The organism is bacterium SCSIO 12827 (assembly GCA_024397995.1).
Classification (GTDB): domain Bacteria; phylum Pseudomonadota; class Alphaproteobacteria; order Rhodospirillales; family Casp-alpha2; genus UBA1479.
This window is the reverse complement of the sequence record CP073746.1, coordinates 281,313-304,498: the sequence shown is the minus strand read 5'-3', so window position 1 is coordinate 304,498 and position 23,186 is coordinate 281,313. Positions and strand designations below refer to the sequence as shown.

Here is a 23,186-nt window from a genome sequence, read left to right as displayed (position 1 = left end):
GTGATCGCCATGATGGGCGCGCGCACGCGGTAATTCAGCAGCCAATAACTGCCGATGACCAACAGGGTCAGCATCACCACCGTGACCCACACGCTGATCTGAACCAGGCTGCGCACTCCCTCGAGGGTGTCCTCGACCGCTTGTGACTTGGCATCGAGCTGATTCTTGATTTCGGCTTTCAGGCCTTCAAGCGCCCCGGTCAGGGCGCTGTCGTCGATGCTCAACGCCTGATCGATCTCCTGGGGCGATTTTCCCTGCCCGGCCTGGGCCAGCACCGTCTCGGCCGCCGTGCCGTAACCGGCGATGACGCCGAGCAGGCCGTCCAGCAGCTTGCCTTCGTTTTCCGACACGCCAAGGGCCTTGTAGGACGCCGCGTCGGCGGCGATGGCCGTGACGTCGGCCTTGACCTTGTCGGCAATGGCCGCATCGCGGCGGATCACCAGATTCTTGAAATTGTGGATCAGGCCACCGAATCCCAGATGGGCGCGGATCGAATTCAGAAGCTGCGACTTGGTCTTCTTCGCGCCCTTCTTCTTTTTACCTTCGGCCGCCTGGGCAAGAACCTTCAGCGCCTCCAGCGCCGGCATCGGGTCGATCTGGATCTTGACGTCGATCTCCTCGGCCCCGACGGCGTCGAAAGTCAGCGTTTCAATCTCGCCCGCCTGCGCGCCATAGACCGTGACGATTTCCTCGAGCGTGCTGAGCGCCGACGTTTCCGTGTCGTTCAGCCCCAGGCCTTCGTAGGTCTTGATGATGCTCATGGACTTGTCGGTGAACTTCTTGATGTTCTCCAGATACTCGTCCGTCTGGCGCAGCATGTAGTCCTTGAAGTTCTCGATCAGGCCGCCATACCCCATGGCCGAGCGAAGATCGCCGAGAAGGCGGACTTTTTCGTTTTGTGCTTCCTGAAATTCGACCCAGGCATCGTCGATGGTTTCGACGTTATTGGTGATTCGGAGCACGTTGGCGACCTGGATGATGCCCGTCACCACGATGGCGATGAGCAGCAGCCGGCTCGCCGTGCTGATCCGTAAATTGTTCATGATTCCCCCTGTGCTGGGTATTCGACGCGTTTGTTTTTATTCGGTGATTTGTGGTCGTTGGCTGCCCCGCAAAAACCGGAATGGCCCATAGGTCAGCAGCCGCCCGGCCCGGCCCTTGGGCCACGCGCGCGCGTAACGGTCCGCCGTCAACAGGCGTCCGCCGATCGTCTAAAGGTGATGGCTGTCCTCCCAGAACGAGCCCTCCCACGACTTCTCGCGGTTTTGTTAGGCAATGCCCGAGGTTCCGCCCCGGATCATCGACCGCGTCAAAACTATACCAAACTAAAGAGTCCGACGCCTACCACGGAGTATTCCGCAACGCGGAATCGCCGTGGGCGGCTTCCGACGCCCATCGCCTGCCGCACACGAAAGATGACGACGTCAAGTTTTCCAATTGACATAAAGATATCTTTATATGTATATGACGACTTATGAGAACCTTGGATGACACCATGGCCGGCATGCGCGCGGCGGCGGAACCGACCCGCCTTCGCATTCTGGCGCTTTGTGCCGACGGCGAATTGACGGTATCCGAACTGGTCCGCATCCTGGGCCAAAGCCAGCCGCGCATTTCCCGCCACCTGAAGGTGCTGACCGCTGCCGGGCTGTTGGCCCGCGTGCCGGAAGGCAGCTGGGTGTTCCATCGCCTCGCCCAGGACGGCCCGCAGACGGACTTGGCTGCCCGCCTGGTCGATCTTGCCCCGCTTGACGACGAGGTTCTGGCCCGCGACCGTCAGCGCCTGGTGCAGATCAAGCGCGAACGGGCCGAAGAGGCCGCCCGTTACTTCCGCGAAAACGCCGGACAATGGGACCGGTTGCGCTCGCTCCACGTCGATGACGCCGTGGTCGAAAAGGCAATCCTCGACCTTGCCCCCGAAACCATCGAACGCCACCTGGACCTAGGCACCGGCACCGGCCGTATTCTTGAACTGTTGGCCGGACGCACGGAACATGCCCAGGGGGTCGATCTATCCCGCGAGATGCTGGCCGTGGCCCGCGCCAACCTGGACAGTGCCGGGCTGAGCCACTGTCAGGTCCGCCAGGCGGACATCACCCAATTGCCGTTCCCGGCCGAAACCTTCGACCTGGTAACCCTGCATCAGGTGCTGCACTACCTCGATGATCCGGTGCGCGCCATCGAGGCGGCGACCGCCATGGTCCGCCCCGGCGGGACACTTTTGATCGTCGATTTCGCCCCCCATGAAGAAGAAACCCTGCGCCGCGACCACCAGCACCGCCGCCTGGGCTTTCCTGATACCCAGGCCGAAGCCTGGTTAAAGAGCGCCGGCCTGACGCCGCGCGCCATCCGCCATCTTTCCGGCGATCCCCTGACCGTGACCCTGTGGTCCGCGGTCAAGATCCCCGCCGCCGCCAACACCGATGCCGCGCCGGTTCTGACAAAGCCCGCCGCGGGCCGCACCCTGGAGAATACAGCCTGATGCCCAAACCGCCCACTGATACCCTGCGCCAGGTTGCCGCCTTCGGCCGCGCCGCCGTTGCCGGCGGGTCCGTCGCCGCCGCCCTGCCCGACGACGTCGAGGTTTCGTTCGAGTTCTTTCCGCCGTCGAGCGAGCGCGCCGAGGCCAATCTGTGGGACAGCATCCAGCGTCTGGCGCCGCTCAACCCCAAATACGTTTCCGTGACCTATGGCGCCGGTGGCTCGACCCGTGAGCGCACCCACGCCACGGTCAAGCGCCTGCTTGACGAAACCGACCTTCTGCCAGCGGCGCATCTGACCTGCGTCGATGCAACGACCCAGGAAATCGACACCGTCGCCCAGGACTATTGGGACATGGGCGTGCGCCATATCGTGGCCTTGCGCGGCGACCCGCAGGATTCATCCGGCCATTACACGCCGCACGCCGGCGGCTATGCCTTCGCCTGCGATCTGGTTGCCGGACTGCGCCAGATCGGCGATTTCAACATTTCCGTCGGTGCCTATCCGGAAGTCCACCCCGAGGCGCGCAGCGCCAAGGCCGACATGGACAACCTGAAGCGCAAGATCGACGCCGGCGCCGATCAGGCGATCACCCAGTACTTCTTCGACACCGATGTCTATCTGCGCTTCGTCGATCAGGCGCGGGCCGCCGGCATCTGGGTGCCGATCATCCCCGGCATCATGCCGATCCACAATTTCACCAAGGTCGCGAATTTCTCCAAGCGCTGCGGGGCGACGATCCCGCGCTGGCTGGGCGATCTATTCGACGGGCTTGAGAACGACCCCGACACACACAAGCTGGTCGCCGCCTCCCTGGTCGCCGAACAGTGCCGCACCCTGCACGCCTTCGGCGACAAGCAGTTCCACTTCTATACCCTGAACCAGGCGGATCTGACCTACGCCATCTGTCACATGCTGGGCGTGCGCCCCAAGCATCCGATGGGGAGCGACGCCGGTGACCAAACAAACAAGAAACAAACAGGCTGATTCCATGAACGACATGTCCGACCGCTTCCCCAGGCATCTGGCCGGGGACCGCAGCGATGAATTGCGCGATATCCTGAACGAACGCATCCTGGTGTTGGACGGCGCCTGGGGCACCATGATCCAGCGCCACAAGCTGGAGGAAGAAGATTTCCGCGGCGAGCGCTTCAAGGACCACGGCCATGATCTGAAGGGCAACAACGACCTTCTGATCCTGTCCCGCCCCGACGTGGTGACGGACATCCATGACCAGTTCCTGGCCGCCGGCGCCGATGTCACGGAAACCAATACCTTCAACGCGACCTCCATCGCCCAAGCCGACTACGGCACCGAGGCCTTGGTGTATGAGTTGAACTATCAGGGGGCCCGCCTGGCCCGCGCCGCCGCCGATGCCTGGACCGCGAAAACCCCGGACAAACCCCGCATGGTCGCCGGCGCGCTCGGGCCGACCAACCGCACGGCCTCGATCTCGCCCGACGTCAACGACCCCGGCTTCCGCAACGTAACCTTCGACGCCCTGGTCGAAGCCTATACGGAAGCCGTGCGCGGCCTAACCGACGGCGGCGCCGACATTCTGTTGCTGGAAACCATCTTCGACACCCTGAACGCCAAGGCGGCGATCTACGCCATCCTGAAGTTCTTCGACGACACCGGACGGCGCTGGCCCTTGATGATTTCCGGCACCATCACCGATGCCTCGGGCCGCACCTTGTCGGGCCAGACGGCGGAGGCCTTCTATACCTCCATCGCCCATGCCAATCCGATTTCCATCGGCTTCAACTGCGCGCTCGGCGTCGAGGAACTGCGCCCCCACGTGCAGGCCGTCGCGACCGCCGCGTCGACCTACGTCAGCGTCTATCCCAATGCGGGCCTGCCCAACGAATTCGGTGAATACGACGACACGCCCGAACATATGGCCGAACATCTGGCGGATTTCGCCCGCGCGGGCCTGATCAACGTAGTCGGCGGCTGCTGCGGCACCACACCGAGCCACATCCAAGCCATCGCCGAGGCGGTCCAGGGCATCACGCCCCGCACCCCGATCAAGAACGATAACCAGTTGCGCCTGTCCGGTCTGGAGCCGCTGACCTTTGATGCGGTCACCGGCTTCGTCAACGTCGGCGAACGCACCAACGTCGCCGGCTCGCCCAAGTTCGCCGGGCTGATCCGCGACGGCAATTTCGCCGACGCCCTGGAAGTCGCCCGCCAGCAGGTCCTGAACGGCGCCCAGATCATCGACGTCAACATGGACGACGCCATGCTTGAGGGCGAGCAGGCGATGACCAAGTACCTCAACCTGATCGCTGCCGAGCCGGATATCGCACGCGTGCCGATCATGGTCGACTCCTCGAAATGGACGATCCTGCAGGCGGGCCTGCGCTGCATGCAGGGCAAGGGGGTGGTGAATTCCATCAGCCTCAAGGAAGGGCCCGAGCCGTTCATCGAACAGGCCAAGGAGATCATGCGCTTCGGCGCCGCCGTGGTGGTCATGGCCTTCGACGAGACGGGTCAGGCGGAAAATTACGACCGCATGGTCGAGATCTGCACCCGCAGCTACAAGATCCTGACGGAAGAGGTCGGCTTCCCACCGTCGGACATCATCTTCGACGCCAACATCTTCCCCATCGCCACGGGGATCGACGCCCATGACAACTTCTCTAAGGACTACATCGCCGCGGTGAAGACCATCAAGGAAACCCTGCCCCACGCGCATACGTCTGGCGGGCTGTCCAACATGTCGTTCTCGTTCCGTGGCAACAACGCCGTGCGCGAGGCCATGCATTCCGTGTTCCTGTATCACGCGATCAAGGCCGGCCTGGACATGGCCATCGTCAACGCGGGTCAGCTCACGGTCTATGCGGACATTCCCGAGGACCTGCGCAATCTGGTCGAGGACGTGGTGCTGAACCGGCGCAAGGAAGCGCAGGAAGAACTGGTCGAAATCGCCGATCAGGTGAAGGGCCAGGCCAAGACCAAGAAGGAAGACCTATCGTGGCGCGAGAAGCCCGTGGTCGAGCGCATGACCCATGCCCTGGTCAACGGCATCGCCGACTACATCGACGAGGACACCGAGGAAGCCCGTCAGCTGTTCGACAAGCCGCTTGAGGTCATCGAAGGGCCGCTGATGGACGGCATGAACGTGGTTGGCGACCTGTTCGGATCGGGCCAGATGTTCCTGCCCCAGGTGGTGAAATCGGCGCGCGTGATGAAAAAGGCCGTGGCCTATCTGACGCCGTACCTTGAGAAAGAAAAAGCCGCCGCCGGCGACACCCGGGCCAAGGGCAAGATCGTCATGGCGACCGTCAAGGGCGACGTCCACGACATCGGCAAGAACATCGTCGGCGTGGTGCTTCAGTGCAACAGCTACGACGTCGTCGATCTGGGCGTCATGGTGCCCTATCAGAAAATTCTCGATACGGCCAAGGAAGAGAACGCGGACATCATCGGCCTCAGCGGCCTGATCACGCCGTCGCTTGAGGAAATGACCACCGTCGCCCGCGAGATGAAACGCCAGGGGCTGACCTTGCCGTTGCTGATCGGCGGCGCCACTACGTCCAAGGTCCATACAGCCGTGAAGGTCGCGCCCAACTACGACGGGCCGGTCATTCATGTGTTGGATGCGTCGCGCGCCGTGGGCGTTGCCTCCAACCTGCTGTCGGACACCCTGAAGGACGATTTCGTCACACAGATTTCCGACGAATACGACGTGCTCCGCGACAAACACGCCAACCGTAAGAAGGCCGATAATCAGGCCACCATCGCGGCGGCCCGCGCCAATGCCTTCAAGGGCGATTGGGCGACCTACGGGCCGGCCGAACCGACCCTCACCGGCCTTAAGGTGTTCGAGGACTACGACCTGGCCGAACTGGTCACGCGCATCGACTGGACGCCGTTCTTCCGCACGTGGGAGTTGGCCGGCACCTATCCGACCATCATGGACGACCCCAAGGTCGGGGAAGCCGCGCGCAATCTGAAGGCCGACGCCGACGCCATGCTGCAGAAGATCGTCGGCGAAAAGTGGCTGTCCGCCCGCGCGGTGATCGGCTTCTTCCCGGCCAATTCCGTCGGCGACGACGTCGAGGTCTACGGTGACGACGGAAAGACCGTGACGACCCTCAATTTCCTGCGCCAGCAGATGACGAAGGACGCCAAGCGGCCCAACTTCTGCCTCGCCGATTTCGTCGCACCAAAGGACAGCGGCAAGGCCGATTACGTCGGCGGCTTCGCCGTCACGGCGGGCATCGGCATCGAAAAGAAACTGGCCGAGTTCAAGGCCAATCACGACGACTATTCGGACATCCTGCTGAAGGCGCTGGCCGACCGTCTGGCCGAAGCCTTCGCCGAGCGCATGCACGAGCGCGTGCGCAAGGAATTCTGGGCCTATGCCCCCGGCGAGGATTTGGCTAACGACGACCTGATCCACGAAAAATACCGCGGCATTCGCCCGGCACCCGGCTATCCCGCCTGCCCCGACCATACGGAAAAGCGCAAGCTGTTCGACCTGCTGCAGGTGGAAAAGAACACCGGGATCGAGCTGACGGAAAGTTTCGCCATGACGCCGACGGCCGCCGTCTCGGGCTTCTATTTCGCCCATCCGGACAGCCAATATTTCGGCATCGGGCGGATTTCCAAGGACCAGGTCGAGGACTATGCCAAGCGTAAGGGTCAAGACTTGGAAACCACGGAACGCTGGCTGGCGCCGAACCTGGTCTACGACCGCTAATTCGACGTCTCCGCCGCTTGGATTTCATCGGCCCCTGGCGCATCATGGCGCGATGATTCGCCCCGCCATGAACCCCCCGCCCCGCCCCCAAGGCGTGCCCCGACCGTGACCGCGTCCGGCGGCCCCTTTCCGCAGCTTCGCGACGTGCCCGCCCTGGTGGTCGGCGTGCGCCATGCCGCCTGGCTGACGCCCGAGGGCGAGATCGAGACCCTGACACCGGCCGAAGCATCCCGCCGGGTACGCAAGATCGACCGCGTCATGGTCTGCCATGCCAAGGCGACGGCCAGGCGGCTGAACCTTCAAAGCATCCCTGCCCTCGACCTGCTGGAACTGTTCGCCTTCTGCCGCCCGGCCAAGTTCTGCCTGCCGACGCCGCGGGGCCTGGCCGAGGCCCTGAATCTGGCCCTGCCCGCCAGCCACGAGGCGGAGGCCGAGGTGCTGGCCCTGGCCGCCCATCGACTGCTGACCGAACTTGGCCAGGAAGGGCGGGGCGACACCGCCGCCATCGCCTGGTCCATGGGCCGGGGTGGCTGGCCCTGGACATCCGCCGTGCTGGCGGCGCTCGGGGCCGGGGAAGAACCCCATTCGGCGTCGACCCGCCGGGGCCTGATGATCTGGCAGCGCCTGCCCGATTGGGAGGACGAGGCCCCGCCGCCGCCGGCCGGCAATCAGCCCGTGGCGGCCGCGGAAGCCCGCGCGCAACTGGCGGTCCTGTTGGGCCGCGGGTCGGAGCAGCGCCCCCAACAGGCCGATTACGCCGCCGGCGCCACCGCCGCCTTCCTGCCCCGCGACCGGGCGGGGGAGCCGCGCTTCGTCTTGGCCGAGGCCGGCACGGGCGTGGGTAAGACGCTGGGCTATATCGCGCCCGCCAGTGTCTGGGCGAAAAAGAACCAGGGCACGGTGTGGATCTCGACCTTCACCCGTAACCTGCAAAGGCAATTGGATGCGGAGCTCGATCGGCTCTACCCCGACGCGGTGGAGAAGGAACAGAAGGTCGTCGTGCGCAAGGGGCGGGAAAACTATTTCTGCATCCTGAATTACGAGGAAGCGTTGAACCGCTCCCTACAGATGCCGGGTCCGGCCTCAATCGCCCTCGGCCTGTTGGCCCGCTGGGCGTTGGCGACCCGCGACGGCGACATGGTGGGCGGCGACTTCCCGGCCTGGCTGGCGGACCTCATGGGTACGGGCCTGACCACGGATTTGACGGACACCCGGGGTGAATGCGTCTATGCCGCCTGCGCCCATTACGGAAAATGCTTCATCGAACGATCGCAACGCCGGGCCAAGCATGCGGAGATCGTGGTCGCCAACCATGCCCTGGTGATGATCCAGGCGGCCATGGGCGGCATCGGGTCCGACGACGGCGGCGGCCTGCCGCTGCGTTATGTGTTCGACGAAGGCCATCATCTGTTCAACGCCGCCGACGGCGCCTTTTCCGCCCATCTGTCCGGGTTCGAGACGGCGGACCTCAGGCGCTGGCTGGTCGGGGCGGAGGAAGGCCAGCGGTCGCGATCGCGCGGCCTGCGGGCCCGCATCGAGGACCTAATTTCCGACGACGACAAGGCCCAGGACGCCCTGGACGCCGTTTTGGCCGCCGCCCGCTGCCTGCCCGGCCCCGGCTGGCGGCAACGCATCGAAGCCGGGCCGCGCGGCCCGTCGGAGGATTTCCTGGCCCGCCTTCGCGCCCAGGTCCTAGCCCGGGCGGAGGACGCCGACGCCGGCTATTCCCTGGAGTGCGAACCCCATCCGGCGACGGACGGCCTGCTGGCTGCGGCCGGGGAACTGGAGGGCGCGCTGGCCAAGATGGGCAAGCCCATGGGCGAGCTGATCGAGCGCCTGGCCGGTAAGCTGGACGACGAGGCCGACAGCCTGGACAGCCAAACCCGCAACCGAATCGAGGCCGTGGCCAAGTCCCTGGAACGCCGGGGCCTGGCCCAGATCGCGGCCTGGCGCGACATGCTGAAGGCGCTCAAAAGCGAAACGCCGGAGACCTTCGTCGACTGGTTCGCGGTCGAACGTCAATTCGGGCGCGAAGTCGATGTCGCCTTCCATCGCCATTACGTGGACCCGACCTTGCCCTTCACCCGTGACGTGGCCTCGGAAGCCCACGGCGTCTTGGTGACCTCGGCCACCTTGCGCGACATCACCAACGACGACCGCGACCCGGACGGTGACGGCTGGCCCCAGGCATCGGCCCGCACGGGGGCCGTTCACATGACCCGCCCGGCGCAGCATGTGACCGTGCCCTCGCCCTTCGATTACGGCAAGCAGACCCGCGTGCTGGTGGTCGGCGACGTGAACCGCAATTCGGCCGATCAGGTTTCCGCCGCCTACCGCGAACTGTTCATCGCGTCCGGCGGCGGGGCGCTCGGCCTGTTCACCGCCATCAACCGCCTGCGTGCCGTGCATCAGCGCATTGCCGGGCCGCTTGAGGATCTGGACATCCCCCTATACGCCCAGCATGTGGAGCCGCTGGACACCGGCACGCTGATCGACATCTTCCGGGCCGAGGAAAACGCCTGCCTTTTGGGAACGGACGCAGTGCGTGACGGAGTCGACGTGCCGGGCCGCTCGCTCCGGCTTATTGTTTTTGACAGAGTGCCCTGGCCGCGCCCTGACATCCTGCACAAGGCGCGGCGCAATGCCTTCGGCGGGCGCGATTTCGACGAGGCGCTGACGCGGCTCAAGCTGAAACAGGCGTTCGGGCGATTGATCCGCCGGGCCGGGGACCGGGGCATTTTCGTGATGTTGGACCGCGCCCTGCCGACGCGCCTGGCCGCCGCCTTTCCTGCCGGCGTGGAAATCCAGCGCCTGGGCCTGAGCGAGGCGGTGCAGCAGGTGAAGGCGTTTCTTTCGGATACGCCGGATCAGGACCAAGGCTAGGGCTGGAGAATGTCCGCGACCTGCGGCAGGGCGAAGAACGCGCCGATGGTGACGACCGCGATGAGGGTCGAGAACAGGGTCGCCGCGGAGGTCCGGCGGATATAGATGTTCTGCTGCTGGGCCAGGACGAAGCAGCTGGCCCCCGTCGGCAGAGCCGCCAGCATGACCAGCACGACCAGCCAATCCAACCGCACGTCGAACACATAGGCGCCGAGCATCCAGGTCACCACCGGATGGATCAAAAGCTTGATCACGACCATGACCGAAACCTCGCCCATACCTTCTGAAATCGGCTTGCCGACCAGGAACAGGCCGAGCGCGAACAACGCCCCCGGCCCAGCCGCCGCCCCCAGCACCGTGGCGTAGGTATCGACCGGCACCGGCAGTTTGAGCCCGCCGAGCGACCAAGCCATGCCGATGGCGCAGCCGATGAACAGCGGGCTTTTGATCAGGCCCCACAGGGAATCGACGAACACTTTCGCCAGAGCCTGGCCCGTGCCCTTGCTTTTGCCCGCGGCGATCAGAACCTCGGTCACGGTAATGAACACCAGGGTCTGGAACACGGTCGCGATGGCCGCCGGCAGGGCCGCATCAGGCCCGAAGGCGACGATGGCCAGGGGAATCCCCATGTAGCCCGTGTTGGCGAAGACGGAGACCATGGCGAACAGGGACGACTGCGACATGTCGTTCTTGAATGCGTGTCGCGACAGGAAATAGGCGCCCGCGAAGGTCACCCCGTTGCCGCCCAGATAGGCCAGGATGAAGGGCCAGTCGAAAATCGTCGCGGCATCGACCCGGGCCATGGAATGGCCGAGCAAAACCGGCAACGCCACGTAATAGACGAACCGGTTGAGTGCATCGGTCGAGGACGGCCCCATGACGCCCGCGCGGCCGGCCAGATATCCCGACAGGATGATGGCGAACACGGGCAGGACGACGTTGAGGACGGGTTCCATGAAGGCTCCGAAAAGGATGCAGGGGCTTGACCGGCGAACGGCGCCCCTCCCATAACGGGTGCGGCTTTATTTATAAAGGGGAGAGTTACGGATGACCAATCTTGCGGGAACGACCATCGGCTTCATCGGTTTGGGCCTGATGGGCAAGCCCATGGCGCGAAACCTGATGCAGGCCGGAGCCAAACTGGTCATCACCAACCGCTCGCAAGGCGTCATCGAGGAACTTTCCCGGGAAGGCATGGCCCCGGCGGCCAACCCCCGCGCCGCGGCGGAGGCATCCGACGTCGTCATCTGCATGCTGTCGGACACCCCGGCCCTGGAACAGGTCCTGCTGGGCGAGGACGGCGTGTTCAACGCGGCCTCCCTGCAGGGCAAGCTGGTGGTCGACATGGGCACATCGAAGCTGCTGGTCACCCGCATGCTGGCGGCCAAGGCGCAAGAACTGGGGGCGGATTATGTGGATGCGCCCGTATCCGGCGGCACCCTGGGGGCCGAGGCCGGAAACCTGACCATCATGGCCGGCGGCACGGACGATGCCTTCGCCCGCGCCCTGCCGATCCTTCAGGTCCTGGGCGGAAAGATCACTCATGTCGGCCCGACCGGGGCCGGGCAGGTCGCCAAGGCCGCCAATCAGGTCATCGTCGGCCTGAACATCGGCGCCGTGGCCGAGGCCCTGTCCCTGGCCCAGGCGGCGGGGGTCGATCCGGGCAAGGTCCGGGAAGCGCTGGGCGGTGGGTTCGCCGACTCGCGCATTCTCGAGGTCCACGGCCTGCGCATGGTCGAGGGCAAGTTCACCCCGGGCGCGCGCTGCCCGATCCAGCGCAAGGACATGGACCAGGCCATGGAACTGGCCGAACACCTGGGAATCGAACTGCCGGCGACGGCGCTCAGCCGTGATCTCTACGACCGGGTGATCGCCGCCGGCGACGGCGACCTGGACCACGCGGGCCTGATCCGCGCCATCCGCCCGGACTGGCCGGTGAACGAAAAGTAAGGAAACGCCCTAGGCGGCGCCGATCGCCGCTTTCGCCGTGGTCGCCAGTGGCAGGGTGAAGGTCACCGTCGTGCCCTGGCCCAGGGCGCTGTTGATGCGGATGGTGCCGCCCAGCTGTTCAACCAAGGACTTGGTGATGGAAAGCCCCAATCCCCAACCCTTTTCGGTGGTAAAGGGATTCTGATTGCGTGTCGAGAAAGGTTCCAAAAGACGGTCGATCAGGGCGGCATCGATCCCCGGGCCAGTGTCCGTGACCATGACCGCGATCATGCCGTCCAGTTGTGCCGCGGAAATCGTGATACGGCCCGACGCCGGCGTGAACTTGATCGCGTTGACCAGCAGATTGAGGAAAACCTGCTTCACCGCGCGGGCATCGGCCCATACCATCGGCAAACCGTCCGGCACGGTAATGTCGATGTCGATGTCTTTTTCATAGGCCCGGTCACGGGCCGCATCGACACATTCCCCCGCGATGTCGGGAATACTGACTGCGGTCAGGTCATGCAATCCCGCCCCCGCTTCGATCGCCGAAATATCCAACAAGTCCTCGACCAAAGACAAAAGGTAAGCGGCGCTTGCGTTGATATCCTTGGCGTACTCGCGATATTTATCGGAATTGGGCGGGCCGAAATATTGCCGGTAGAGAATTTCAGAAAACCCGATAATCGCGTTCAACGGCGTCCGCAGTTCGTGACTCATGGTCGCGAGGAACTGGGTCTTGGCCATGTTGGCATCCTCGGCCAGCGCCAACGCGTGGCGCAGTTCCTGCTGAACGGCCCTTTCCTCGGTAATGTCGACCATGATGGTGATCAACGCGTGGTCGTTCTCGGCGTCGAGCAAGATCGGAATTTTATGGTTCCTGAGCTGCCTCAGCCCGGCCTTGGGAAACGTCCGCGCGACCTCCTGAATGCTGATTTCGCCCGAAGCCAAGACCTCACGATCTATTTCCATGAAGACGCGGGCTTCGTCCGCGGGAAAAATGTCCCGCATGGTCTTTCCTATCAGCGCCGCCGGCTTCAAACCGACCCAATCGGCATAGGCCGAATTGGCCAACAGGATTTTGCCGTCCTTGTCCTTGAGAGTCATGGCGTTTGGTCCGTTGTCGATAACGGACTGCAGGCGGGCCTCGCTGACGGCAAGCGCCCTGCGGGTCTCGATCCGGTCGTCGATGTAGGCGAGGATCATGCCAAGAACCATCGTCGCCGGCGTGAAGGCGACCACGAAAGGCAGGGCGACGGTCCGCATGACCTTTTCGGCAACGGGCGCCGGCAATTGGGTGAACAGGCCGATGACGACGACATGGACGATCAGCCCGAAGACCAGCAGCGTCAGCCAGTTAAGCGGCACGCGGCCAGACTTGTACGCGGCGCGATAGCCGATACCCAAGGCGACACAGGTCACGACGACCGCGACCCCGACGGGTGCGCCGCCGCCGCCCAGATAAGCGCGGTAGCCGCCGGCAATAACCGCCGCGATGGCGCCGCCGACCGGACCGCCGAACACGCCGGACAGACTGATGATGACGGAACGCGGATCGAAGATGATGCCCGGGGCGATGGTCACGGGGGCTTCCATGCCGATCACGCAGATCACGCCGAACAGCAATCCGGAAAGTATCTTTCCGGTCAGCTCTTCGTTTGGCCATCGTTGCGCGATGAAGGCATAGAGTAGGCAAAGCGACAGCAGCAACGAGGCCGCTTTGGAAAATTCTGCGACCATTATTCGATCAACCTACCCTAAATGAGAAATATTATTAACTAGACCGAAAGTGCAGGCTGCACAGAGACACTTAATGTCAGCGGTCAAGGCAGGATGCCACCTTATCATGCAAGCTACGGGCCATTTGCAGGCGCCCCCGCGCACGATAGATCTTGCCGTTTAATGCATTTTTTTTTATCACCAAAAAATAACAGCCTATTTTTTATTCAAAAATGACAAGCCTGCTGCGCTGTCCGCATATGGATGAATTCCCCTAAGTGATTGCGTCAATATGATAATTCGTCTCCGTGTCAAATTGGCACAGGACTTGCTTTTTGCATGTGCGAAGTGCGGGCCCAAACATCTGCCGACGCCCGACACAAACAACAACAATGGCAAGTAAGAAAACGACAATGCGTGTGATGCTGGTAACGGATATCCCCGACGCGCTGGAGGCCATCGTGGCCCACGCCCAGGGATCAGGTGGCGCGATGCACGAAGTGGTCGCCCTTGCCGCCCCCAATGAACCCCTTGCCGACAAGGCCCGCGACTCGGCCCCGGACGTGATCGTGGTACATGTCGCCAAGCCCGAGGAATACCCCTTCGCAAACCTGAAGAGCCTAAGCGAATCAGCCCCGCTACCGGTCATGTTCCTGGCCGACGACGCACGGCCGGACATCATGGCCCAGGCATCACACGCCGGGGTCAACGCCTACCTGCCCGTGGACGCGGGGCTGAAATCCTTTCCGACCCTGGCCGAATGGACCCGGGCGCAGTTCCTGACCATCCGCGAGTTGAAGAAGCGGCTGAAGGAAAAGGAAGACAAGCTTGCCGACCGCATTACCATCGAGCGGGCCAAGGGCATCGTCATGAAATTGCGGAGCCTTGAGGAAGACGCGGCCTACCACGAGATTCGAAAACTGGCCATGAAGCGGTCCCAACCCATGCGGGTCGTCGCGGAGCAGATCATCGATACGGAAAACCTGGTGATGTGCAAAGGATGACGCGCGCGCGATTTTGATTTTCCCGGATATACGGATTTCTAAGTCCACCTCCTCCCAAGGACGGACTTAGCGAAGGCGGCGGGTCGGTATCGACAGCCACTCTCCTCGGGACCCGCCGCCTTCCTCCCCTCTTTTCCCCACAATCATCGATAACTGGCATCGACGACTGGCACCGACGATTGGCATCGGCGGCAGACAGTTTGGGTGGCGCGTCCCCGCGGTGCGGGGCCGCTAGGCCGGCGCGGACACCGACAACGCGGCAACGTCACCGGCATCGACCTGGGCCATGGGCTTGCCGATCTTCCAGGTCAGGCTGGTCTGGGCACCCCCCATGACGGCGATCACCGTCTCCACGGCGGGGCAGCCGTCTTCATGGCAGCGCAGTTCGGACACCATGAGCGTCGCCGCCTCGTCCAGGCCGAAGCGCTTGCGGACAAGCTCCTTGATGCGCTGGCCGCTGCCGTCGGGCTTGGCCCGCGACAGGCCGAGAATGTCATCCATGATCGTGCCTCCCTGTTTCATGAACGGAAGGCGCCTGATCGCACTTGATCAGGACACCACCGGTTCGAGTATGCGCATGACCGCGACCGCCCCGGATTCATCCGTGGCGACCAGGATCCCGCCGTCGGCGGTCCAGGCCAGGCCGGTGACCGCATGGCCGCTGGCGGGCCGGGCGATCATCGCCGTCTCCTGTTCGATGGCACCGATCAAAACCGTGCCGTCGGAATAGCCGCCGGCGACCACGTGGTCCGCCGGATGGGCCGCGACCTGACGCACCACACCGTCATAGACATAGCCGAATTCCAACGGCGGTTTGCCGGACGGCCCCTTGCCGGAACAATCCCAGGACGTCACCGTATCGGCGCCCGATGCCGCCACATACTGGCCGTCGGCGGTCCAGGCAATGGCGCGGATCTTGGACGGATATCCCGACATCCGCATGCCGGTTCTGTCCTTCCAGCGCCAGCAATGCATTTCCTTGTCCTGCATGGCCGAGACGATGAACTGACCGTTCGGCGACCAGGCAACGGCCGTGTGCGAGCCGTGCCAGTCGAGCCGCACGGGCTTCTGACCAGGCTCTGTCAATTTCCACACGCTGACTCCGCCGTAATGGGCGGCGGCAATCCGCGTGCCGTCGGGCGAGAAGGAGAGGCCCGCGACGGTCGAAGGGTGGTCGGCCGCTTCGAACACCACCGCCCCCCCGGCATCCAGAACGGTCAAGGCCTTGGCGGCGGCGAAAGCCCGCAATCCCCTGCCCGAATGCACGGCAACCTCACCGATCCAGGGGCCGCCCGTTTCCGCCAGTTTGACGACGTCGGAACCGTCCAGGCGCAACAGGTCGCCCCCGTCCGTGCCGATCAGCACGCCCGCGCCGCCGATGTCGACGGCGGCGGTGATGGGCGTTGCCGAAACCTGGGCCAGCACCGACGGCTGGACGCCGCCCAGCATCAGCCCGATGCCCCGGATCGTGCCGTCGCCATAGCCGATAACGGCACGGGCTTCCGCCGGCTCGATAACCGTGAAGGTCGGATGCACGCCCACGGCCTGGCTTTCGCTGAGTTTGACCGAGGGTGAAATGATCCGGGCCCCCACATCCGGATTGCCGGCCCCGGCAATCCCCAGGACAGCCGGATCAAACCCGGTGGCGCCCATCATGCCGCCACCGTGCAGCTATCGAACGCCGTGCGCAATTCGGCCTCGTCCAGGTTGCGGCCGATGAAGACCAGACGCGACGACCGCGCGTCGCCGCCCCAGGGGGCACCCCAGGCGGAGTCCATGACCATATGCACGCCCTGGAACACGTAGCGATTTTCCTGGCCGGACAGGTTCAGAATGCCTTTGGTGCGCAGCACGTCGACACCGCGATCCGTGATGAAGCCCCGGATCCAGTTGGAAAATTTTTCGGGCTCGATGGGGTTGTCGGTCTTCAGGCTGATCGAGATGATGTTCTCGTCGTGCTCGTGGTCGTCCTCTTCGTCCAGCAGGCCCGGCTCGAATTCCAGCACCCGGGAAAGGTCGAACGCGCCGCGGTCGAGCACGTCGGTGATCGGCACCTGGCTTTTCACCGTCTCGATGACCTTGGCCATCCGGTTGAGACTGGAAATCTTCGCCTTCACGGCATTCAGCTTGTCGGCGTCGACCAGGTCGGTCTTGTTCAAAAGGATGATGTCGGCGAAAGCGACCTGTTCGGCCAGCTCGTGCTCCTCATCGACGGCATCCAGGAAATGGCAAGCGTCGACCACCGTGACCACGGCGTCGAGCGCGACCTTGGCCTGGACGTCCTCGTCCACGAAGAAAGTCTGCACCACCGGCGCCGGATCAGCCAGGCCCGTGGTTTCGATGATCATGCCGTCGAAATCCTGCGCGCGTTTCATCAGCGTCGAAATGATGCGGATCAGGTCTCCGCGCACGGTGCAGCAGATGCAGCCGTTGTTCATTTCGAAGATTTCCTCGTCGGCGTCGACGACCAGTTCGTTGTCGATGCCTTCCTCGCCGAATTCATTGACGATGACGGCGTATTTCTTGCCGTGCTGTTCCGTGAGGATCCGGTTCAGCAGGGTGGTTTTCCCCGCCCCCAGATATCCGGTAATCAGCGTCACGGGCACCTTTGCCTGTTCCATGTGGGTCGCGCTCCCTTGTGCTAAGCGGTTCGCCCGCCCTTGGGCGAACCGCGTTTCCATTTCAGTCCGTGGCCGGGGCGGCGCGTTGTCCCGTCACGCCGCACCCCGGTCTTTCAGGTTTGGTCTTAGAGAAGGGCTTCGACGAGAACGCCTTCGATATGTTCCAACGTCAGGAACATGCCGATGCCGGCGACCACGGCACCCGTCAGGCGGGCTTCGACGGCCGTCGATTCCGTTGCCTTCCACAACTTCAAGGCAACCGTGCCGGCGGCAACGGCGATGCCGTACTGCACCACGCCGAGGCCGATCAGATAGCCGACCAGAACCTGGGCGCCCACGCCCGCTTCCTGGGTTGCCATCGCGTCCCCGACGGCCGAACCGTGGAACAGGCCGAAGGCCGCGAACACGCAGGCCGCCGCGACGATGCCGAGCGACCGGCCCGACAGCACCACCGTACCCAGCACCAGCAGCGACAAGCCAATGACGGTTTCCTTGGCCGGCAGGCCGACGCCAAGGCTCATCATCAGACAACCCGCCAGCATGGCGGCGATGTAGGCGGCGGGGGCCGTGAAACGGTGACCGGTATAGAGCGCCGCGATGCCGACCAGCAGCACGAAGAACAAATGGTCGAAGCCGAGAAGCGGATGGCCGATGCCGGACAGCACGCCATGGGCGAAAGTGGTCATGGGTGCTCCGCCCAGCGGGTGGTGGGCGAGCGCCGGGTCAGCCGCGAGAACTGCCGCCGTGCCGAGCGCCAGCGGCGGAACCAGGTTCGTGAGTTTGGTGCGGATCATGTGTAGGTACCTCTCTGTACTGATGAATTTTCATTGCGTGACGGACGGGCTCCGCCGTTGGAGGCCTATTCAGGTTTTCTAGTAGACTTTGTAAGGCAGGAATTTGCCGTTCAGGGTGATGACCACGCGATCTCCTTTGGGGTCGGCCTTGCGGTCGATGTCCATTTCGAAGTCGATGGCCGACATGATGCCGTCACCGAATTCTTCCTCGATCAGGGCCTTGAACGTGGTCCCGTAGACGCTGACCAGTTCATAGAGGCGATAGATCAGGGGATCGGTCGGAACCGCGCTTTCGAGCGAACCGCGCGACGGCACAGTCATCAGCATGGCGATTTCCTCTTCCGACAGGTTCAAGCCCATGGCGTTGGCCGCCGCGGTTGCCTGATCCTTGGTCATGGACATTTGGCCCAGCAGTGCGGCGGTCACCCATTCCTTGGAATGGCCGACCTTTTCTGCGACGTCGGCCCACTTGATGCCTTTCATGATTTTGTGGGTGACGATCTTTTCGGTCAGTTCGGCGCGGGTCATTTAAGGGGTCTCCTTCGTTGATGACGTTTGGGTATGTTGGGTTCAAGCCTGCGCGCGCAGCACACCCGTGCCGGTTTCACCGGCTTCGTCGGTGATGACGGTGGGGCGCACGACGGGCGGATGCCGGGGGTCGTAATCGGGGGAGGCCAGTTCGTCCTTGAAACCGACGGACCGGTTGACCAGGAATTCGATCAGATGGTTGCGGACGGGATAGTAATTGGCCTGGGTGTGCATGTTGGCGCGGGTGCGGTCGCGCGGCAGCGAGTTTTCGACGATCTCGCAGATCCGCGCATCCGGCCCGTTGGTCATCAGAATGATCTTGTCGGCCAACAGGATCGCCTCGTCGATGTCATGGGTGATCATGAACACGGTCTGCTCGGTCTCGGCGCAGATGCTGAGAAGCTCGTCCTGCAGGGAGCCGCGGGTCAGCGCATCGAGCGCCGAAAACGGTTCGTCCAACAGCATGATCTGCGGCTCGATCGCCATGGCGCGGGCGATGCCGACGCGTTGTTTCATGCCGCCAGACAGCTGTGACGGCTTCTTATTCTCCGAGCCGGTCAGATGCACCAGGTCGATGAATTTCTGGCAATGCTTGAGCATCTCCGCCTTGGCCATGCGCGGCCATTTCGAACGCACGGCGAAGGCGATGTTGCCCATCACCGTCATCCAGGGCATCAGGGCGTGGCTCTGGAATACCACCGCGCGCTCAAGCGACGTGCCGGTGACTTCCTGGCCCGACACGATGACGTTGCCGGAACTTGCCGTTGCCAAGCCCGCAAGGATGTTCAGCAGGGTCGTCTTGCCGCAGCCGGAATGACCGATCAGGCAGACGAATTCGCCGGGTTCGACAGAGAACCAGATGTCCTCGAAGACGGTGGTTTCACCCGATCCGTCCGGCGCCGGGAAGCGCTGCGCCAGACCTTCGACACGGATGCGGGGCTGGGGGGATTTGCTCATGCTATCGGACATCATCTTGGCTCCGTTATTTCTTTTATTCGGTGTAGGTGACGAGACGCGCCAGGTAGGACAGCATCAGGTCCAGCACCATGCCGATCAGGCCGATGAAGAAGATCGCGGCGATCACGTTGGTGATCGACAGGTTGTTCCATTCGTTCCACACGAAGTAGCCGATGCCCGTACCGCCTACGAGCATCTCGGCCGCGACGATGACCAGCCAGGCGATGCCGACGGAAATCCGCATGCCGGTCATGATCGTGGGTGCCGCCGCCGGCAGGATCACGCGGAAGGCCGTACGCAGATGGCCGACCTCGAGCGTCTTGGCCACGTTCAGCCATTCCTTGCGCACGCTGGCGACGCCGAAAGCCGTGTTGGTCAACATCGGCCAGACCGAACAGATGAAGATCACGAACACGGAGGAAATAATGGAATCCTTGATCGTGTAGAGGGCGAGCGGCATCCAGGCCAATGGCGAGACCGGCTTCATGATCTGAATGAACGGATCGAGCGCCTTGTAGAACAGCGGCGACATGCCGATCAGGAAGCCGAGCGGAATGGCCACCACCACGGCGAAGCCGAAGCCGACCAGAACGCGCAGGATGGAATAGCCCAGCTGAATGCCGATGCCCTTGTCGTTGGGACCGGCGTCGTAGAAGGGATTGAGGACGTGCTCCCAGATCTGCTTGCCGACCTCGAGGGGCCCCGGCATTGCCGAGGCCCCCTTGGCCGTAGCCCCCATCAAGGCGGCGTAAGCGGGATCCATGTCCGCCGCCGATCCCGTGCCGGCGGGCAGTAACAGTTGCCACAGACCGGCGAAGGCGAAAAACGACGCGATCGACAGGACGATGGCACGGGATTGCAGCGACATGGACATGGATAAGCCCCTTACGTTCTCTTGATGGCGAAGGACTCGACGTATTCTTCCGCTTTCGCGGCATCGAACGTCTTGCCCATGATGTTGTAGGTTTCGTAGGTCGTTTTCGGCGGCGTGCCGTACGGCCCGGTCAGTTTCATCTCGGCCATCAGCTTCTGCGCATCGGTGGCGAGATAGACCTCTTCGGCGACCTGCTTGTAGTCGACGTCGCCCTTGATGTAGCCCCAGCGCTTCATCTGCGTCAGGATCCACACCCCCATGGAGTGCCACGGGAACGGATCGAAATCGATCCGGTCCGGGACCTTCTTCACGTTGCCGAGGCCGTCCGCATACGTCCCCACGAGCACCTGTTCCAGAACCGTGACCGGCTGGTTCAGGTAGTTCTTCGGCGAAATCGCCTTGGAGATTTCCTTGCGGTTGGCCTTGACCGACGCGAAGTCGGTGGCCTCCATGATCGACTTCCACAACGCCAGGAAGGTGTTGGGGTTTTCGTCGATGAAGGACTTGGACGCGGCGAAGGCGCAGCAGGGATGCTTGTCCCAAATGTCCTTCGTCAGCTTGTGGATGAAGCCGACGCCGTCATAGACCGCCCGCTGGTTGAACGGATCCGGCGAGAGGTAGCCGTCGACGTTTTCCGCCCGCAGGTTGGCGACCATTTCCGGCGGCGGCAGGACGCGGATCTGGATGTCCTTGTCGGGATCCAGCCCATGTTCCGCCACGTAGTAGCGCAGCAGGAAGTTGTGCATGGAATACTCGAACGGCACGGCGAACTTGAAGCCCTTCCACATCTTCGGGTCGTTCTTGTCCTTGTGCTTGGTCGACAGCACGATGGCCTGGCCGTTGATGTTTTCCACCGCCGGCATGGTCCAAGGCACCTTGGTCGAGCCCGCCCCCATGTTGATCGCGAGCGGCATGGGCGTGAGCATGTGCGCCGCGTCGTATTCGCCGGAAAGCGATTTGTCGCGGGACACGGCCCAGCCGGCCGTCTTGATCACGGAAACGTCGAGCCCGTACTTCTTATAGAAGCCCATCGGATGCGCCATGATGATCGGCGTGGCGCAGGTGATCGGCACGAAGCCGACGTTCAGCTTGGTCTTTTCAAGCTTTCCGCCGGCCTGAGCCATTTCGACCGCCATGGCCTTGGCTTCTTCCAACGGGAACATGGAGGCGATGGCGGCATAAGCCGTCCCCGCACCCACCGCCTTGAGGAACGCACGGCGATGCATGTCGCCGCCGAACAGTCCCTGCATGACGGCCGACTCGACAGCCCGGGACATGGAGGATTCCAGGTCCGAGGCTTCCGGTTCGGCCTCCAGGTCGGCCATTTCCTGCTGATGGTTCTGAACGGCCCGCATCATGTCGCCCTGGCCGTTGGCTTCGGCGGCCTGACGCATGGAAACGCAGGCAGCTTCCTGGCAGGACGGATCGAAGCAGTTGGCCGCGCTGTGGCCGGAGCTGGCGGCCCCAGAAGCCGATGTGGCCTCCGCGCGGTCCACGTCTTCCGAACATTGGAACCGCGACGCGTCCTTACCCTGCGCCGCGGCCATGGCCATGTTGTGCTCGATGATGGATCGGTGCTGACCGCAGGGACAGCCGTTCCACAAGAGCTTGTCGGGATCAAACGGGTTTGCAAAAGCGCCCATTGATTTACTCCATTAAAAAAACGCCCAACGCGGCGGCCGCTTCCGCGGTCCCGTCGATGGACGTCCTGGTCCTGTCGGGGGCCGTCATCGTCCCCCTGTATGAGCCCGACAACCTCATCGTCGCCCGGTTCGGTTCTCCAGCGGTCGGGCGTCATCGTCCAACCGCCAAACTGGTGTGCCGCCGTCGCGCCTGGATCGCGCCGGGCGGCGAATTCCTACAACTGCATGACCTCCGCAGCCTCAACGACCATTTCCGCAACCGCCACCAGGCGTACGCCGCGCTGCATGGCGCGGGTGCGCAGCAGGGTATAGGCCGCGTCCTCGTCCAGGCTGCGTTCGCGCATGATGATGCCCTTGGCGCGTTCGATCACCTTGCGGTCGCGCAGCGCGTTGCGCGCCTCGTCCAATTCCTCGCGCAGCCCGAGGGTGTTGGAAAAATTGGCCTTGGCCAGATCAATGGCGGAGCGGATGCGGTTGCCGTTGACGCCGACCACGACGCAGGCGTTGACCCCGGCGGCAACGGCCTGGTGGATGGCGTCGGTGGACCCGTCCTCGGTGATCAGGATGGTCGGGCGGCGCTGCTCCGTCGGCAGGGCGCGCAGCGCGTCGAGCAAGCCCTTATCGGGCTCGGTCGCATAGATCATGACGGCATCGGCGGTGGTTTGGGCGACGGTCTCGGCGAAGCGGCTGATGTCGGTCAGCACGCCTGTGACGCTGTAGCCCTGCTCGACCAGCAGGCGCTTGGTCGCCTCGGCGCGCGGGCGGTCCCGCTCGACCACGAGAACGCTGGTGCCAACTGGCGTCATCAGACGAATTTGCATGACCGTGGTCGCCCCGTGTTCCAATCCAAGCCGCCGAAGGGTCCGGCGGCGAAAGCTACAAATCCCGGCGCATGCCGGAATTCCAGCCCGTCATGGGGCAAATGGCCTCCGTAAGCTCGCCCGTCTTTGGGCGCAGAGGTCGCCAGGCGGCATACCGACCGGCACAGTTCCTATTACAAGGGCCGTGCCAACTCGGTGATGGCGTTCAGGTTATTGATATTGCT

The 23,186-nt window shown here is 63.5% G+C and carries 17 protein-coding genes; 6 read left to right on the top strand and 11 right to left on the bottom strand.

The genetic code is table 11. The annotated features are described in order from the left end of the window. The first annotated feature begins 1,483 nt into the window (after positions 1-1,483). The 4 genes from KFF05_01455 to KFF05_01440 all read left to right on the top strand — a co-directional run bounded on the left by KFF05_01455 (position 1,484) and on the right by KFF05_01440 (position 10,072). On the top strand, positions 1,484-2,482 hold the full coding sequence (locus KFF05_01455; GenBank protein UTW53530.1) for a metalloregulator ArsR/SmtB family transcription factor: 999 nt from the start codon (positions 1,484-1,486) through the stop codon (positions 2,480-2,482). Continuing rightward, on the top strand, positions 2,482-3,468 hold the full coding sequence (gene metF / locus KFF05_01450; protein UTW52086.1) for a methylenetetrahydrofolate reductase [NAD(P)H]: 987 nt from the start codon (positions 2,482-2,484) through the stop codon (positions 3,466-3,468). Before KFF05_01455 ends, metF begins: the two co-directional genes overlap by 1 nt. Positions 3,469-3,481: 13 nt before the next feature. Further along, a complete protein-coding gene (gene metH, locus KFF05_01445; protein UTW53529.1) occupies positions 3,482-7,189 on the top strand; it encodes a methionine synthase in 3,708 nt (1,235 codons plus the stop codon). Positions 7,190-7,294: 105 nt separating this feature from the next. After that, a complete protein-coding gene (locus tag KFF05_01440; protein ID UTW52085.1) occupies positions 7,295-10,072 on the top strand; it encodes an ATP-dependent DNA helicase in 2,778 nt (925 codons plus the stop codon). Here KFF05_01440 and KFF05_01435 read toward each other — a convergent pair. After that, a complete protein-coding gene (locus KFF05_01435) occupies positions 10,069-11,028 on the bottom strand; it encodes an AEC family transporter (GenBank protein ID UTW52084.1) in 960 nt (319 codons plus the stop codon). The two genes, KFF05_01440 and KFF05_01435, sit on opposite strands and share 4 nt — an antisense overlap. Before the next feature lie 91 nt (positions 11,029-11,119). On the opposite strand from KFF05_01435, the gene KFF05_01430 reads away from it, so the two are divergent. Beyond that, entirely contained in the window at positions 11,120-12,022 is a 903-nt protein-coding gene (locus KFF05_01430) for an NAD(P)-dependent oxidoreductase (GenBank protein UTW52083.1), read from the top strand. 9 nt (positions 12,023-12,031) lie between these two features. Here the strand turns inward: KFF05_01430 and KFF05_01425 are convergent, their stop codons facing one another. After that, entirely contained in the window at positions 12,032-13,741 is a 1,710-nt protein-coding gene (locus tag KFF05_01425) for a sensor histidine kinase (GenBank protein UTW52082.1), read from the bottom strand. A 392-nt stretch (positions 13,742-14,133) separates the two neighbouring features. On the opposite strand from KFF05_01425, the gene KFF05_01420 reads away from it, so the two are divergent. Continuing rightward, positions 14,134-14,724, top strand: a complete 591-nt coding sequence (locus KFF05_01420) for an ANTAR domain-containing protein (GenBank protein ID UTW52081.1) — start codon at positions 14,134-14,136, stop codon at positions 14,722-14,724. 231 nt (positions 14,725-14,955) lie between these two features. Here KFF05_01420 and KFF05_01415 read toward each other — a convergent pair whose 3' ends face one another. The 9 genes from KFF05_01415 to KFF05_01375 all read right to left on the bottom strand — a co-directional run bounded on the left by KFF05_01415 (position 14,956) and on the right by KFF05_01375 (position 22,962). After that, positions 14,956-15,225, bottom strand: a complete 270-nt coding sequence (locus KFF05_01415) for a hypothetical protein (protein UTW52080.1) — start codon at positions 15,223-15,225, stop codon at positions 14,956-14,958. A gap of 48 nt (positions 15,226-15,273) precedes the next feature. After that, positions 15,274-16,380, bottom strand: a complete 1,107-nt coding sequence (locus KFF05_01410; protein UTW52079.1) for a WD40 repeat domain-containing protein — start codon at positions 16,378-16,380, stop codon at positions 15,274-15,276. Continuing rightward, positions 16,377-17,345: a GTP-binding protein gene (locus KFF05_01405; protein ID UTW52078.1), complete on the bottom strand. Its 969-nt coding sequence runs from the start codon at positions 17,343-17,345 to the stop codon at positions 16,377-16,379. The genes KFF05_01410 and KFF05_01405 overlap by 4 nt, the downstream gene beginning before the upstream one ends. Positions 17,346-17,470: 125 nt before the next feature. Beyond that, positions 17,471-18,139 carry a HupE/UreJ family protein gene (locus KFF05_01400; protein ID UTW52077.1) on the bottom strand — a complete coding sequence of 223 codons (669 nt, stop codon included), beginning with the start codon at positions 18,137-18,139 and terminating at the stop codon, positions 17,471-17,473. 78 nt (positions 18,140-18,217) lie between these two features. After that, positions 18,218-18,667, bottom strand: coding sequence for a cyanase (gene cynS / locus KFF05_01395; protein UTW52076.1), 450 nt, complete (start codon positions 18,665-18,667; stop codon positions 18,218-18,220). A 42-nt stretch (positions 18,668-18,709) separates the two neighbouring features. Further along, positions 18,710-19,624, bottom strand: coding sequence for an ABC transporter ATP-binding protein (locus KFF05_01390; GenBank protein UTW52075.1), 915 nt, complete (start codon positions 19,622-19,624; stop codon positions 18,710-18,712). 34 nt (positions 19,625-19,658) lie between these two features. Continuing rightward, positions 19,659-20,498: a nitrate ABC transporter permease gene (ntrB, locus tag KFF05_01385; protein UTW52074.1), complete on the bottom strand. Its 840-nt coding sequence runs from the start codon at positions 20,496-20,498 to the stop codon at positions 19,659-19,661. 11 nt (positions 20,499-20,509) lie between these two features. Beyond that, a complete protein-coding gene (locus tag KFF05_01380; protein ID UTW53528.1) occupies positions 20,510-21,892 on the bottom strand; it encodes an ABC transporter substrate-binding protein in 1,383 nt (460 codons plus the stop codon). Between the two features lie 464 nt (positions 21,893-22,356). Next, positions 22,357-22,962: an ANTAR domain-containing protein gene (locus KFF05_01375; protein UTW52073.1), complete on the bottom strand. Its 606-nt coding sequence runs from the start codon at positions 22,960-22,962 to the stop codon at positions 22,357-22,359. Between the last annotated feature and the right edge of the window lie 224 nt (positions 22,963-23,186).